Origin of the sequence: Streptomyces sp. NPDC055966, assembly GCF_042269865.1 — a bacterium.
Lineage (GTDB): Bacteria > Actinomycetota > Actinomycetes > Streptomycetales > Streptomycetaceae > Streptomyces.
This window is the reverse complement of sequence record NZ_JBHJYK010000008.1, coordinates 173,859-188,060: the sequence shown is the minus strand read 5'-3', so window position 1 is coordinate 188,060 and position 14,202 is coordinate 173,859. Positions and strand designations below refer to the sequence as shown.

The 14,202-nt window shown below is 70.8% G+C and carries 12 protein-coding genes and 2 tRNA genes; 4 read left to right on the top strand and 10 right to left on the bottom strand.

What is annotated here, in order from left to right:
* Positions 1-8 precede the first annotated feature (8 nt).
* Positions 9-1,460, bottom strand: a complete 1,452-nt coding sequence (locus ACFC8N_RS19060) for a catalase (RefSeq protein WP_376288852.1) — start codon at positions 1,458-1,460, stop codon at positions 9-11.
* A gap of 145 nt (positions 1,461-1,605) precedes the next feature.
* Between ACFC8N_RS19060 and ACFC8N_RS19055 the strand changes: the two genes are divergently transcribed.
* A complete protein-coding gene (locus tag ACFC8N_RS19055) occupies positions 1,606-2,022 on the top strand; it encodes a Fur family transcriptional regulator (RefSeq protein WP_031224898.1) in 417 nt (138 codons plus the stop codon).
* A 115-nt stretch (positions 2,023-2,137) separates the two neighbouring features.
* Here ACFC8N_RS19055 and ACFC8N_RS19050 read toward each other — a convergent pair.
* From ACFC8N_RS19050 to ACFC8N_RS19035, 4 genes are all read right to left on the bottom strand, one after another.
* Positions 2,138-2,211 (bottom strand) — tRNA-Met (locus ACFC8N_RS19050).
* 76 nt (positions 2,212-2,287) lie between these two features.
* Entirely contained in the window at positions 2,288-4,108 is a 1,821-nt protein-coding gene (locus ACFC8N_RS19045; protein WP_356028983.1) for a tetratricopeptide repeat protein, read from the bottom strand.
* Between the two features lie 203 nt (positions 4,109-4,311).
* Positions 4,312-4,385, bottom strand: a tRNA-Met gene (locus tag ACFC8N_RS19040).
* A 41-nt stretch (positions 4,386-4,426) separates the two neighbouring features.
* On the bottom strand, positions 4,427-7,315 hold the full coding sequence (locus ACFC8N_RS19035; protein WP_376288925.1) for a UPF0182 family protein: 2,889 nt from the start codon (positions 7,313-7,315) through the stop codon (positions 4,427-4,429).
* Positions 7,316-7,482: 167 nt separating this feature from the next.
* On the opposite strand from ACFC8N_RS19035, the gene ACFC8N_RS19030 reads away from it, so the two are divergent.
* Entirely contained in the window at positions 7,483-8,028 is a 546-nt protein-coding gene (locus ACFC8N_RS19030; RefSeq protein ID WP_356028985.1) for a PPA1309 family protein, read from the top strand.
* 76 nt (positions 8,029-8,104) lie between these two features.
* Here ACFC8N_RS19030 and ACFC8N_RS19025 read toward each other — a convergent pair whose 3' ends face one another.
* The 4 genes from ACFC8N_RS19025 to ACFC8N_RS19010 form a co-directional block, all read right to left on the bottom strand.
* Positions 8,105-9,202 (bottom strand): PDZ domain-containing protein, encoded by a 1,098-nt coding sequence (locus ACFC8N_RS19025; protein ID WP_376288851.1) that lies wholly within the window; start codon positions 9,200-9,202, stop codon positions 8,105-8,107.
* 51 nt (positions 9,203-9,253) lie between these two features.
* A complete protein-coding gene (locus ACFC8N_RS19020; RefSeq protein ID WP_177235520.1) occupies positions 9,254-9,427 on the bottom strand; it encodes a hypothetical protein in 174 nt (57 codons plus the stop codon).
* Positions 9,428-9,574: 147 nt separating this feature from the next.
* The gene (locus tag ACFC8N_RS19015) at positions 9,575-10,033 is read right to left on the bottom strand and encodes a molybdenum cofactor biosynthesis protein MoaE (RefSeq protein ID WP_376288850.1); all 459 of its coding nucleotides are present in this window, start codon (positions 10,031-10,033) and stop codon (positions 9,575-9,577) included.
* A gap of 111 nt (positions 10,034-10,144) precedes the next feature.
* Positions 10,145-11,266, bottom strand: a complete 1,122-nt coding sequence (locus ACFC8N_RS19010) for an SDR family oxidoreductase (protein WP_356028991.1) — start codon at positions 11,264-11,266, stop codon at positions 10,145-10,147.
* Between the two features lie 192 nt (positions 11,267-11,458).
* Between ACFC8N_RS19010 and ACFC8N_RS19005 the strand changes: the two genes are divergently transcribed.
* Together ACFC8N_RS19005 and ACFC8N_RS19000 are read left to right on the top strand one after the other, a co-directional pair.
* Positions 11,459-12,874 (top strand): zinc-dependent metalloprotease, encoded by a 1,416-nt coding sequence (locus ACFC8N_RS19005; RefSeq protein ID WP_356028993.1) that lies wholly within the window; start codon positions 11,459-11,461, stop codon positions 12,872-12,874.
* Entirely contained in the window at positions 12,871-13,386 is a 516-nt protein-coding gene (locus ACFC8N_RS19000; protein WP_376288849.1) for an NUDIX hydrolase, read from the top strand. Before ACFC8N_RS19005 ends, ACFC8N_RS19000 begins: the two co-directional genes overlap by 4 nt.
* A gap of 44 nt (positions 13,387-13,430) precedes the next feature.
* Here ACFC8N_RS19000 and ACFC8N_RS18995 read toward each other — a convergent pair whose 3' ends face one another.
* Entirely contained in the window at positions 13,431-14,186 is a 756-nt protein-coding gene (locus ACFC8N_RS18995; RefSeq protein ID WP_356028997.1) for an AIM24 family protein, read from the bottom strand.
* Between the last annotated feature and the right edge of the window lie 16 nt (positions 14,187-14,202).

The window sequence follows — 14,202 nt, the reverse complement described above, 5'->3', positions numbered from 1 at the left end:
TGCGCGCCTCAGCCGCGCAGCGCGCGCACCGCCGCCTCCAGCCGCTTGCCGAAGTCGGCGTCGGCCTGTGCGAAGTTGCCGATCGCCCGCTCGGCGATGTCCTCGCGCGAGACCGGCGCGATCGCGGCCGCGAGGTTCGCCACCAGGCGCTCCTTCTCCTCCTGCGACATCAGCCGGTACAGGTCGCCCGCCTGCACGAAGTCGTCGTCCTCGGCGTGCGCCGGGGTCGGGTGGCCGCCGGTGGGGCCGTCGACGGAGGTGGGCTCCCACAGCGCACGGCCGGTCTGCCGCGGCCCGCCGAAGCTGTTCGGCTCGTAGTTCTTCGCGCCGCCGTGCCGGCCGTCGTAGAGGAAGCCGTCCCGGGAGTTGGTGCGCGCCTCGGTGGCGTGCGGGCGGTTCACCGGCAGGTGGTCGGCGTTGATGCCGACGCGGTAGCGGTGCGCGTCGCCGTACGCGAACAGGCGGCCCTGGAGCATCTTGTCGGGCGAGGGGCCGATGCCCGGCACGAAGTGCGCGGGGCTGAAGATCGACTGCTCGACCTCGGCGAAGACGTTCCGCGGGTTGCGGTTCAGCTCCAGCCGGCCGATCTCGATGACCGGGTAGTCCGCGTGCGGCCACACCTTGGTCAGGTCGAACGGGTTGAAGCGGTACGTCGCCGCGTCCGCCGCCGGCATGATCTGCACGCCCACGGTCCAGCTCGGGAACTCCCCGCGCTCGATCGCCTCGCGCAGATCGCGCTGGTGGGAGTCGGGGTCCGTGCCCGCGAGCACCGCGGCCTCACCGGCGGTGAGGTTCCTGATCCCCTGGTCGGTCTTGAAGTGGTACTTGACCCAGAAGACCTCGCCCGCCTCGTTGCTCCACTGGTAGGTGTGCGAGCCGAAGCCGTCCATGTGCCGGTACGACGCCGGGATGCCGCGGTCGCCGAAGAGCCAGGTCACCTGGTGGGTCGCCTCGGGGCTCAGCCCCCAGAAGTCCCAGACGTTGTCGGCCTCCTGGCTGCCCGTGTACGGGTCGCGCTTCTGTGTGTGGATGAAGTCCGGGAACTTGATCGCGTCCCGGATGAAGAACACCGGGGTGTTGTTGCCGACGAGGTCGTAGTTGCCCTCCTCGGTGTAGAACTTCAGCGCGAAGCCGCGCGGGTCGCGGACGGCGTCCGCCGCGCCGAGGTTTCCGGCCACGGTCGAGAAACGCAGGAAGGTCTCGGTCTCCTTGCCGACCTCGGAGAGGAAGGCGGCCCGCGTGTAGGGCGTGACGTCCGCCGTGACCGTGAAGGTGCCGTACGCACCCGCACCGCGCGCGTGCACGACGCGCTCGGGGATGCGCTCCCGGTTGAAGTGGGCGAGCTTCTCCAGCAGGAGCTGGTCCTGGACCAGGACCGGCCCGCCGACGCCGGCCGTCTCGCTGTTCTGATTGTCGGCGACCGGGGCACCGGCCTCCGTGGTGAGCGGTCCCTGCGTCACGTGCGCCTCCTGCGTCATTCCTGACCAGTCCTGTCCTGTGGCCAAAATCGTTCTTGATCCTACATTGGACTAGATCTAAGTCAAACAGCGTTCCAATCTCACACCTATTCCCGTCCTGGTCCGCCTTCCTGTTAGGCTGGTGGCCATGAGCGACCTTCTGGAACGGCTGCGTGGACGCGGATGGCGGATGACCGCGCAGCGACGCGTGGTGGCCGAGGTCCTGGACGGTGAGCACGTCCACCTGACGGCCGACGAGGTCCATGCGCGCGCTGTCGCGAAGCTGCCGGAGATCTCCCGGGCGACCGTCTACAACACCCTGGGCGAGCTGGTCTCCCTCGGCGAGGTGCTGGAAGTCGCGACGGACAAGCGCGCGAAGCGGTACGACCCGAACGCGCACCGCCCGCACCACCACCTGGTCTGCGCCCGCTGCGGCGCGATCCGCGACGTCCACCCGACGGGCAACCCGCTCGCCGACCTCCCCGACACGGAGCGCTTCGGCTTCACGGTGTCGGACGTCGAGGTGACGTACCGAGGGCTGTGCCCGGACTGCGCGGGCGCGTGACCGAGGGGGCGACCGAGGGGGCGTAAGCCCCCTCTTTTTTTCGCTTCCGAACGTGCCTGCCGCAAACGCACCTGGGGCCGGAATCCGTTTCTGGATTCCGGCCCCAGGCCTTCAGTAGCGGGGACAGGATTTGAACCTGCGACCTCTGGGTTATGAGCCCAGCGAGCTACCGAGCTGCTCCACCCCGCGTCGGTGAACACGACATTACGTGAGGGAGGTCCGGGGAAGCAAATCCGTTTCCCCGGACGTGGCCCAGGTCACGTGTTCACGCCGAGAGCTCTTCGCGCAGCGCGTCCCGCAGCCGCCCCGCCCGCTCCGCCACCTCGGCCGGCCCCAGCGCCACCGCGCGGTCCGCCCAGCGCTGCCCCTCCGCCAGCTCGCCCCGACGCGCGTAGACGAGGGCCAGCCGGAGTGCCGCCCGGCCGTGCCCGGCGTCGGCGGCACGGGTCCACCACACCGCCGCCTCCGGCTCGCTGCCCTCCCGGGCCAGCAGCAGCCCCAGGTTGAAGGCGCCGTTGCGCGAGCCGGCCTCCGCCGCCTCCCGGTACCACCGCGCCGCCTCGACGACGTCACCCCGCGCGGCGGCCAGCATGCCGACCCGCACCTGGGCGCGCCGGTGCCCCTGCGTGGCCGCGCGCTCGTACCACTCCTCGCACTCGGTCTTCTCGTGCACGATCTCGCCCAGCTCGTGCGCCGGCTCCGGCGGCCGGCGCGCGTCGAGCAGCGTGGCCAGCCGGTACGCCGCCTCGGCGCTGCCGCCGCCCGCCGCGCACCGCAGATGCCGCTCGGCCTCCTGCTCGTCGCCCTCGCGCAGCCGGGCGATCCCGACCTGGAGCGCGGCCTCGGTGTGCCCGGCGGCGGCCGCCCGCTCGTACCAGCGCAGCGCCATCTCCGCGTCCGGTCCGGTGCCGCGCCCGGCGTAGAGGATGCCGAGGTTGAACGCGGCGTCCACGCTGCCCGCCTCGGCGGCCTTGGAGAACCACGGCTCGGCGCCGGTGGTGTCGCTGCCCTGGAGCAGCAGGATGGCGAGCGCGTTCGCCGCCTCCCGGTGCCCGGCGTAGGCGGCCCGCCGGTACCACTGCTCGGCCTGCGCGGTGCGCCCCTGCTCGGCGCAGAGCAGCCCGAGGTTGTACGCGCCGTTGTCGTCGCCCGCGTCGAGCGCCGCCCGGTACCAGCGCTCGGCGGTCTGCGTCTCGCCCCGCTCGGCGTGCAGCGCGCCGAGCGCGTTGGCCGCGTTGCCGTCACCGTCCTGGGCGGCGCGCAGCCACCACACGGCCGCGCTCTCGGTGTCCCCGGCGTCGCGCAGCAGGAAGCCCAGCGCGCAGGCGGCGCGGGCCTCGCCGTCCTTGGCCGAGGTCAGGTACCAGCGCCCGGCCTCCTTCAGTTCGCCCCGCTTCTCCAGGATCGCCCCGAGGTGCAGCGCGGCCCGGCGGTGACCGCGCGCGGCGGCCTGCCGGTACCACTGCTCGGCCTCCGTGACAGCGTTGTCGGGCCCGGCCCCCTCCTCCGGGCCCGAGGTGCGGTCGAGGGCGCGGGCCAGCCGGTACGCCGCCTCGCGGTGCCCGCGCTCGGCGGCAGCGCGCATCCAGTGCTCCGCGCCGACGTCCCCGCGGTGCTCCAGCAGGTCGGCGAGCGCGTAGGCGCCGAGGGCGTGGCCCTGCTCGGCGGACTGGCGCAGCCAGTACTCGGCGGCGGGCTCGTCGCCGCGCTCGCGGTGGTAGCGGCCGAGCGCGTGCGCGGCGGCGGCGGAGCCGGCCACGGCGGCGATGCGCCACCAGCCGGCGGCGTCCTCGGGGTAGCCGCGCTGATGCAGCAGAACGCCGAGGTTGTTGGCGGCGGCGCGGTCGCCGGCCGCGGTGGCGGCCCGCAGCCGGGGTTCGGCTCCGTCGAGGTCGCCGCGGCGCAGCAGGATGGCGCCGAGGACGCTCGCGGCCTCGGCGTCACCGCTCTGCGCGGCGAGGCCGAGGCGTACCTCCTCGGCGGCGTCCCCCATGTCGGTCACGTCGTCGCGGGTCGGCTCCTCACCGGGAGGCTGCACAAATCGCCCTGACTCGAACAGAGTTGCCTTGTCCCCCATAACGTCCATCGTCGCACCACCATCAACCCGGGTACACCCGGTATACCGCAGCCCGTGAGGTCACTTCAGCGTTTTGTCGACATGCCCACAGGACGACAAGTCAAACACACACCCCTCAACTCACCACGGCGGCGCGGCCGTACCTCCTGCACGTACGTGAGTTCGCACACCACGAAGGCCCGGATCCCTTGGGATCCGGGCCTTCGATGCAGTAGCGGGGACAGGATTTGAACCTGCGACCTCTGGGTTATGAGCCCAGCGAGCTACCGAGCTGCTCCACCCCGCGCCGTTGCTCGTCAACTGTACCACGGCGCGGGACGGTGTTGATCAAGTCCCCTTCTTGCTTCCCGCCTTGGCCTGCGCGTCCTCGGCCCGCTTCAGCGCGGCCTTCAGGTCCTTCTGGGCCTTGTCGTACGCGGTCCAGTCCGGGCCGCCCGACTGCTGGAGTGCCTGCTGGCCCGCGTCGAACGCCTTCTGGGCGTCGTCCAGGGCCTGTTGGACGGTCGGATTCTTGGACGCGGGCGGGTTGGCGGTACCGGTGTCCGGTGGTGTGGTGGTCGAGCCCTGCACCCCGAACACCTTGTTGAGCGCCTGGTCGAGGGTGTTCTCGAACGCGGTGTTGCCGTTGTAGCTGACCAGCACCTTGCCCATCAGGGGGTACTTCAGCTTGCTGCCGCCCAGGATGTAGACCGGTTCCGCGTACAACAGCCCGCCGTCGAGCGGCACGGTGAGCAGGTTGCCGTACTCGACCTTGGAATGCCCGCGGGTGAGCAGGCTGATCGTCTCCGCGATGTCCGAGCGGGAGTTGAACAGGCTCTGCACCTGTTTGGGGCCGTCGGCCGTCGTACTGGTCGGCAGTTTCAGGATTCTGATCTTGCCGTAGTCGTCGGTGCCCGGATCGGAGTCGACGGCCATGAACGCGCTGAGGTTGTCGCGTCCGTTGGGCGTGAACGTCGTCGTCAGCGAGAACGACTGCTTGCCCTGGTCCGGCATCTTCATGCTCAGGTAGTACGGCGGCACCGCGCTGCCCGAGTCGTTGGTCGGGTCGTCGGGCACCTGCCAGACCTCGCTGCCGGTGAGGAACGTCTGGGCGTCCGTCACGTGGTAGCGGGTGAGCAGCTCGCGCTGGACCTTGAACAGGTCCTGCGGATAGCGCAGATGGGCCATCAGGTCCCCGGAGATGGCCTGCTTCGGCTGCACCGTGCCGGGGAAGGCCTTCATCCAGGTCTTCAGCACCGGGTCCTGGGTGTCCCACTGGTAGAGCTTGACCTCGCCGGTGTACGCGTCGACGGTCGCCTTGACCGAGTTGCGGATGTAGTTGACCTGGTTCTGCTGGGCCACCACCGCGCGGTTGTTGTTGGTGGCGGTCAGCGAGTCGGCCGTCGTGTCGCCGAGGGTCGTACGGGAGGAGTACGGGTAGCCGTTCGACGTCGTGTAGGCGTCGACGATCCACTGGATGCGGTGGTTGACGACCGCCGGGTAGGCGTCGCCGTCGATGGTCAGCCACGGGGCGACCGCCTCGACCCGGTCCTTGGGCGTGCGGTTGTACAGGATGCGCGAGCCCTTGCCGATGGCGCCCGAGTAGAGGATCTGCGGGTCGTTGAACGCCACCGCGTACGCGGCCCGGTTGAGCGGGTTGTCGAGGTTGACCCCGCTCTTGCCGGTGTAGCTGGTGGTCTTCTCGTCGCCGTTGTCCGCCGAGTAGTCGACCTCCTTCTGCGGTCCGCCGACGATGGAGTACGTGGTGGTCTTCTCGCCGTAGTAGACGCGCTGCTCGTACGTCCCCAGGTCGCCCCTGGACGGCAGGTCGGACTCGGTGAAGACCGGCTGGCCCTGGTCGTCGGCCTCGGTGCCCTTGGCGGCGACCACGCCGTAGCCGTGCGTGTAGCGGAAGTGGTCGTTGATCCAGTTGTTCTTCGGGATGCCGTCCAGGTTCAGCTCGCGCAGGCCGATGACCGTGTCCTGCTCCTTGCCGTCCTTGTCCTTGTACCGGTCGACGTCCAGGTTGGTCGGGAAGGCGTAGTAGTTCTTCATCTGCTGCGCCTGCTGGAACGTCGGCGAGACGATGTTCGGGTCCATGATGCGGATGCTCGCCGCGGCATCGGCGTCGCTGCGCAGCCTGGTCTTGTCCGGGGCGTCGGACTTGCCGTCGTACTCGGTGACCTTGGTGTCGTCGATGCCGTACGCCTCGCGGGTCGCCTTGAGGTTCTTCTGGACGTACGGGGCTTCCTTGGCCTGCTCGTTGGGCTGGACCTGGAACTTCTGCACGATCGCGGGGTACAGCCCGCCGATCAGGATCGCCGACAGCACCATCAGGCCGAAGCCGATGACCGGGAGCTGCCAGGTGCGCCGCCACAGGGTGGCGAAGAACAGCAGCGCGCAGATGACCGCGATGCAGAACAGGATGGTCTTGGCCGGCAGATAGGCGTTGGCGTCGACGTAGCGCAGTCCGGTCCAGTTGCCCGTGGCCTTGAAGTCGCTGGACTTGACGGCCAGGCCGTACCGGTCGAGCCAGTAGGCGACCGCCTTGAGGGCGACGAAGAGGCCGAGAAGCACCGACAGATGGCCGGTCGCGGCGGCGGTGGCACGGGCGCCCGGGCTGGTCAGGCGCAGCCCGCCGTACAGGTAGTGCGTGAGCGCGGCCGCGATCAGGCTCAGGACGGCGGCGGCGAAGCCGAAGCCCAGCAGGAAGCGGTACCAGGGCAGGTCGAAGGCGTAGAAGGAGACGTCGAGGTGGAACTGCGGGTCCTTCTGGTGGAAGGGCACGCCGTTGACCCACATCAGCCACAGCCGCCACTGGCCGGCCGCGGAGGCGCCCGCGATCAGCCCGGCGAGCGCGGTGACGGCGAGCAGCAGCCACTTCTTGTACGGCGCGATGCCCATGCGGTAGCGGTCGAGGCTCTGCTGCTCCATGGACATGGCGCTCAGCGGGGGCCGCAGCCGGTGCGCGATCCAGATGTTGACCCCGACGGCGACCGCCATCAGCAGACCGAAGACGAAGAACAGCCCGATCTTGGTCCACAGCGTGGTCGTGAACACCGACGAGTAGTGCACCGACCGGTACCAGAGCCAGTCAGTCCAGAAGCCCGCGAACATGGTGAACGCCATGCCGAGGACGGCCAGGACGCCCAGTGTCATGAGCAGGGTCCGTGCCCCCCGGGACGGGCGGCCCGCTCTGATCCGTGGCCCCGACGGGCCTCCGCCGCGGTCCGGCATCTGGAAAGCCAAGGTGCGCACCTCGAAGTCGCTGTCGATCCGTCAGTCAGGCCCTCGTGATCGCGGACCCGCCGTGGCCCCCCGTGATCGCGGACCCACACCTATGCAACTTACTCAGCGTTTGCTCGGTTCCCGATTCCGGCCATGAACGAGGCAGGATTGTGACCATGTCCAACACTCCCATGGCAGCGAGCCCGCTCACCCGGGCCGTACTCGAGATCGACGAGTACGTCTCCGGCCTCGGCTGGGACCAGCCCGCTCGCCTCTTCGCCCTTGTCGACACCGCACGGCTGCGGACTCAGGAACCCTCGCTCGCGGCCCAGCTGGGCCTCGACGCGGACGAGTCCGAGACCACCGGTCTCACCCCGATCGAGCAGGACGAGCTTCCGTCCGGCAAGCCACTCGACGACTTCCTCGGCACCATCGCCTGGCCCGACGCGGTCGCCGGCTGCGCGCTGACGGTGGAGCGCCTGATGCTGCCGCCGTCCGCCGAGGCGCAGGTCCCGCAGAACCTGAGCGAGGCCAAGCTGGCCAAGTGGGTGGCGCAGCACCCCGAGCGCCAGGAGGTCCGGATGACGGTCGCGGTGCTGCGCGACGGCACCCGCGACTCGGCCGTCCGGCTGCGCGAGAAGGACTCCCCGACGGAGGTGCTCACCGGCCCGGACCTGGTGCCCGGCCTGGCGGAGGCGCTGAGGGCCACGTTCGAGGACTGATCTCTTCCCGGTACGGCGACGGGGCGATGGGGGCGCTCCCGCCGCACGGGGCGCCCCCAGCCGTGTCACGTCCCGGTCAGCCCTTGGCGGTGCACGTGGGCAGTGCGCCGGTGTTGCCGCTGCGGATGTCCTTGAGCGCGCCGAGCGCGTCGCCGATGGTCTTCACCTTGACCAGGGTGAGCCCGCCCGGGGTGTCCTTGGCGGCGGCCGCGCAGTTGTCGGCGGGCGTCAGGAAGTACTGGGCGCCCTTGTCGCGGGCGCCGATGGTCTTCATCTCGATGCCGCCGATCGGGCCGACCGTGCCGTTGTCGTCGATCGTCCCGGTGCCGGCGACGAACTTGCCGCCCGTGAGGTCGCCCGGGGTGAGCTTGTCGTAGATCCCGAGGGCGAACATCAGACCGGCGCTGGGGCCGCCGACGTCGGCGAGCTTGATGTCGATGGTGAACGGGAAGGTGTGGTCGGTCCCGGCGGAGATGCCGACGACGGCCCGCTTCGGCCCGCTGTCGTCGGACGCCTTCGTGGTGAGGGTGACGTCCTGGGTCGCGGTCGCCGTCCTGTGCGCCTTCTCCGCGGCGGCCTGCTCCTTGGCGGGGACGACGGTGAAGACGACGTTCTGCCCGGCCTTGTGCCTGGTGACGAGCTTGGCGACGTCGGACGGCTGCTTGACGGCCGTGCCGTCGACGGCCTTGATCACGTCTCCGGCGTGCAGCCTGCCCTCGGCCGGGGAGTCCTTGAGGACGGTGGCGACGATCACCCAGGACTTCACCGGGATGCCCAGCTCCTTCAGGGCGGCGACCTTGGCGCTCTCCTGGGACTGGCTGAACTCCTCGGCGTTCTGCTGCGAGGACTGCTCCTCCGTGGTGCCGGCCGGGTAGAGCGTGTCGTGCGGGACGATCTTGGTGTCGGGGTCGAGCCAGCCGTAGACGGCCTCCACCAGGTTCATCCGGAAGTCCGCGCTGGTGACCCGGACCGTGGTCATGTTCAGGTGGCCGCCGGCCTGGTACGTCTTGTGCCCGGTGATCTGCAGCACCGGCTCGCCGTCGTGGTTCCCCAGCGTGTTCACGGTCGGGCCGGGAGACATCTCCGCGTACGGCACGGGGATGAGCACTCCCGCGCACAGGAGCGCGATCAGCATCAGGGTGGAGGCGAGCATCGTCGCGGTGCGGCGTGGCATGGCACGACAGTACGTGACGCCTCTGTCAGCGGCCCGTCAGGGCCACCCCCGTCAGGCCCCGCCCGCGCCCGGGTGGGACTTCTCCATGGCCGCGCGGAACCGTGCGTATCCGTCCAGCTCGGGCCCGTCACCGCGCACCTTGCGGGTCCGATTGGCCCAGCTGCCCCAGAGGCCGCCACCGATCGCGGCCAGAAGCGGAATCAGCAGCCAGACAAGCGCCCCCATGCCGACCTCCCAACGCGATGTGCGTCCGCAACTGACTGATCAGCAGATTAACCATCCGCACGGACAACGCTCACGCCAGGGGGGCGGTTACGCAACCGGAGGGACAGAAGTGCTCCAGGTGACGGACAACGGCGGGGAGCGACGGCGCTACGCGCCGACCCATTCGTCCGTGCCGTCCGAGAACGTCTGGTGCTTCCAGATCGGCACCTCGTGCTTGAGGTCGTCGATCAGCTTGCGGCAGGCCTCGAAGGCCTCCGCGCGGTGCGGACAGGAGACGCCGACGACCACGGCGAGATCCCCGACGCACAGGTCCCCGACCCTGTGCACGGCGGCCAGCGCCCGCACCGGATACCCGGCGACGACCTTCTCGGCGATCCGCCGCATCTCGGCCTCGGCACTGGGGTGGCACGAGTACCCGAGCGCGTCCACGTCGGCGCCCCCGTCGTGGTTGCGCACGGTGCCCACGAACAGCACGAGACCCCCGGCCGCGTCGTCCCCGACGGCCCGGAACACCTCGTCCACGGAGAGCGCGGTCTCCCGGACGCCGATCAGCTTGATGGGATCCTGCGCCGTCCGCTCACCGGGATGCTCGTTCGTGTGTGCCATGCACCCCATGGTGCCGCACGCCTGTGACAACGAGGAATACGAGATTCACCAGGCACACGCGTGCATGCCTTTGGATTCTTCTACAGGCCTGGATTCTTCTGCAGGCCCGCCCTAGACCCGCCGCCTGGCCTTGCGGGCCCGCCGTACGACGGCGGCGGCGCCCAGCAGCGCGACCGTGGCCCCCGCGGCACCCGCGGCCGTGGCGTCCTTGCGGCCGAGCCGGCGCCCGGCCACGGTGTGCCGCCCGGCGGCCTCCTCCAGCAGCTCCGCGAGGACGTCCTCGTTGGTCCACTGCGGCCGCCACCCGGCGTCGTGCAGCCGGCTGCCGCTGACCACCCACGGGTACATCGTGTACGCGAGATCCCCGGCCGGGGACGGCGTGAGCCCGATCCGGTGCAGCCGGGCCGCGGCGCCGAGCGCGACCGCCGACGGCAGCTCCATCCGCCGGATCCCGCTCAGTTCCTCGACCTCCTCCTGCTCCAGCCATCCGTCGCAGCCGACGGCCAGCTCCCCGTCGACCTTCTCCAGGACGGCGTACTCCAGCGCGCTGCACAGGTCCTCGACGTGGCAGAACTGCCACGCGGGCCGCGATCCGGCGACGACGAGCAGCCGCGGCGACTCGAAGTACCGGGTCAGTGCCGTGTCCGTGCCCCCGACCAGCACGGCGGGCCGTACGACGGTGACGTTGAGCCCCGGGTGCGCGCGGGGCGCGCGCCGGGCCAGCCGCTCGATCTCCAGCAGGTCGCCGACCCCGGTGGCCTCGGCGGTCGCGCGCAGCTCCGCGTCTTCCGACAGGGGCAGCTCGTTGTCCGGCAGGGCGCCGTAGACCATGGCCGAGGTGCACAGCACCACCCGGTGCACGCCGGCGGCCGCCGCGGCCGTGAGGACGGTCTGTGTCCCCCGGACGTTGTAAGCCGTGCGCGCCGCCGGATCGGTCTCCAGGTCGAGGTCGAGCGCGAGGTGGACGACGACGTCGGCGCCGCGCAGCTTGTCGGCGATGGCGGGATCGCGGACGTCGAGGATGTGCCACTCGGCGCCGGCGCACTCCCCGCGCCGCTCGTCGATGGCGACGACCTGTTTGATCTCCCGGGAGGCGGCCAGCCGCTCGGTGAGCAGGGCGCCGACCCCGCCGGCGGCACCGGTGACCGCGACGACGGGCCCGCGCACGGCGGCGGCCGCGGACCGGGTTGACGGGTTTCGCGCTGCGCGAACCTGCGGATCTGGGGAACTCACCGGGCGTCTCCAGCGGTTGTCTTCAGTACGAGCGCGAGTGACGCGTACGTACCAGGTGTATCCATCCTGCCGCAGGCCTTCCGTGGGCGAAGCACCGAGGCCCGATCGGGTCCGGGTGTCTACGCTGGGTGGTGTTGTCGGGCAGCCGCGCCACCGGAGACAGACCGGTGGCCTTACCAGCCGAGGAATCCCGTGAGTGACACCCCATTCGGTTTCGGCCTTCCGCCGGAGGAGCCGGAAGACGGCGACGAGGGCAAGAAGAAGGACCAGCAGAGCGGTGGTGGGCAGGGACCGGCCAACCCGTTCGGCTTCGGCGGCCTGCCCGGAGCCGGAGGCTTGGGCGGCCCGGGCGCCGACAATCCGCTCGCAGCGATGTTCGGTTCCCTGAACCCCACCGACCTGGGCGCCGCGTTCCAGCAGCTGGGCCAGATGCTCTCCTACGAGGGCGGCCCGGTGAACTGGGACATGGCCAAGCAGATCGCCCGCCAGACGGTCGCCCAGGGCACCCCGGACGGCACCAAGGACGCCAGCGTCGGCGCGGCCGAGCGCAAGGCCGTCGAGGAGGCCGTCCGCCTGGCCGACCTGTGGCTGGACGACGCGACGTCCCTGCCGTCGGGCTCCGCCGCGGCGGTGGCCTGGTCCCGCGCGGAGTGGGTCGAGGCGACGCTGCCCGCGTGGCAGGAGCTGGTCGACCCGGTCGCCGAGCGGGTCGGCGCGGCGATGGGCGACGTCCTGCCGGAGGAGATGCAGGCCATGGCGGGCCCGCTGATCGGCATGATGCGCTCGATGGGCGGCGCCATGTTCGGCACGCAGATCGGGCAGGCCGTCGGCGTGCTCGCGGGCGAGGTCGTCGGCTCCACCGACATCGGCCTGCCGCTCGGCCCGGCCGGTAAGGCCGCGCTGCTCCCGGCCAACGTGGAGGCCTTCGGCAAGGACCTCGGCGTGCCGCAGGAGGAGGTGCGGCTCTACCTGGCCCTGCGCGAGGCGGCCCACCAGCGCCTGTTCGCGCACGTGCCGTGGCTGCGCTCGCACCTGTTCGGCGCGGTCGACGGCTACGCGCGCGGGATCAAGGTCGACACGGCCAAGCTGGAGGACGTGGTCGGCCAGTTCGACCCGCAGAACCCCGAGCAGCTGCAGGACGCCCTCCAGCAGGGCATGTTCCAGCCGGAGGACACGCCCGAGCAGAAGGCCGCCCTGGCCCGTCTGGAGACGGCTCTGGCGCTCGTCGAGGGCTGGGTGGACGCGGTGGTCCACGCGGCCGCGAAGCCGCGTCTGTCGTCCGCCGACGCCCTGCGCGAGACCCTGCGCCGGCGCCGCGCGACCGGTGGGCCGGCGGAGCAGACGTTCGCCACGCTGATCGGCCTGGAGCTGCGCCCGCGCCGGCTGCGCGACGCCTCCCGCCTGTGGGCCTCGCTCACGGACGCGCGCGGGGTCGACGGCCGCGACGGCCTGTGGGCCCACCCGGACATGCTGCCGACGGCGAGCGACCTGGACGACCCGGACGGCTTCGTGCACCGCGAGCAGCTGGACTTCTCCGAGCTGGACAAGATGCTCGGCGAGGCGGCCGACAAGCCGGACCTGCACAAGAAGGACGACGACACCGAGTGACCCTGTACGACGACGCGGTCCTCGTACTGAAGGCGTACGAGGGCCAGGAAGGCCTGCGCCAGACCTATCTGGACCATCTGGCGGCCCACCCTGACGGCATGTGGAAGTCCTGCGCGGCCGGGCACATCACGGCGAGCGCGCTGGTGATCGACCCCGAGCGCGGCCGGGTGCTGCTCACACTCCACAAGAAGCTGCGGATGTGGCTCCAGATGGGCGGCCACTGCGAGCCGGAGGACACCTCGCTGCGGGCGGCGGCGCTGCGTGAGGCGACCGAGGAGTCCGGTATCGCCGGGCTGACACTGCTGCCTGGCGGCCCGGTCCGACTGGACCGCCACCACACGCCCTGTGCCTGGCACCTGGACGTCCAGTACGCCGCCGTAGCGCCGGACGGGGCCGTGGAGGCGATCAGCGACGAGTCGCTGGACCTGCGCTGGTTCGCGTACGACGAAGTGGCCGACGTAGCGGACGAGTCGGTCGGGCGACTGGTGGAGGCGACCCGCGCCAGGCTCTGACCGTGTAAGGGGTGACTGCCCTCGCAGCCACCCCTTACCGGCAGCTAGCTCCAGACGTTGCCCTGGTTCTGCCCGCGCGCGCCCTGCTGGCCCATGCCGAACTGGGCGGCGATACCGGCGCCGATCACCGCGTTCTGCGGCGGCAGCAGCTCGCTGGGCTGGACGAGTGCGAAACCGGAGCCCATGAAGCTCAGCTCCCAGCCCTCGCCCGTGCTGCCGCGCCGGCGCCAGACCCCGGACGAGTGCGTCTGGGCCTGCATCTGCACGCGCAGCCCGGCGGACCAGGCGACGATCGCGTCCGCGTCGCAGTTGACGTACCGGTCGGGCGTGACCTGCATCAGCAGCGGCGAGCCCGAGGTCATCAGGGCGACCTTGCCGTGCCCGGTGATGTTCAGCTGGTACTTCCCGGAGCCTGAGATGCCGTAGAGGCTGTCGACGGCGACGACCTCGTAGTGCAGCGAGGAGTCCATGGCGAGGACGTAGGAGCTGTCGACGGTCAGCCCGTCCTGCTCGATGTCCATGATGTGCACGTGCTGCGCGAGGTTGGCGAGGTAGACCGTGCCCTGTCCGTGACAGCGCATCAGGTCCAGGCCCTCGCCGGTGTACGCACGCGCGCGTGCCTGGTTGTTGCTCTGGTACTCGGCGTCGAACTCCATCAGCCCCTGATAGGCGACCATCGTGCCCTTGCGGGCGAGGATGTCGTCGTGGCCCTCCAGGGTGACGCGGAGCAGTTGCGCGTTCTGGCGGCTCCAGCGCTCCTGGGTCTGGACGTCGTTGTGCGCGAAAAGCGGGCTCTGCATGACGTTCTGGCTCCCC

Excerpts from the sequence above, each read along its gene's own strand:
- ACFC8N_RS19055 (WP_031224898.1), top strand. The coding sequence starts at position 1,606 with ATGAGCGACCTTCTGGAACGGCTGCGTGGACGCGGATGGCGGATGACC.
- ACFC8N_RS19045 (WP_356028983.1), bottom strand. The coding sequence starts at position 4,108 with ATGGACGTTATGGGGGACAAGGCAACTCTGTTCGAGTCAGGGCGATTT.
- ACFC8N_RS19035 (WP_376288925.1), bottom strand. The coding sequence starts at position 7,315 with ATGCCGGACCGCGGCGGAGGCCCGTCGGGGCCACGGATCAGAGCGGGC.
- ACFC8N_RS19030 (WP_356028985.1), top strand. The coding sequence starts at position 7,483 with ATGTCCAACACTCCCATGGCAGCGAGCCCGCTCACCCGGGCCGTACTC.
- ACFC8N_RS19025 (WP_376288851.1), bottom strand. The coding sequence starts at position 9,202 with ATGCCACGCCGCACCGCGACGATGCTCGCCTCCACCCTGATGCTGATC.
- ACFC8N_RS19020 (WP_177235520.1), bottom strand. The coding sequence starts at position 9,427 with ATGGGGGCGCTTGTCTGGCTGCTGATTCCGCTTCTGGCCGCGATCGGT.
- ACFC8N_RS19015 (WP_376288850.1), bottom strand. The coding sequence starts at position 10,033 with ATGGCACACACGAACGAGCATCCCGGTGAGCGGACGGCGCAGGATCCC.
- ACFC8N_RS18995 (WP_356028997.1), bottom strand. The coding sequence starts at position 14,186 with ATGCAGAGCCCGCTTTTCGCGCACAACGACGTCCAGACCCAGGAGCGC.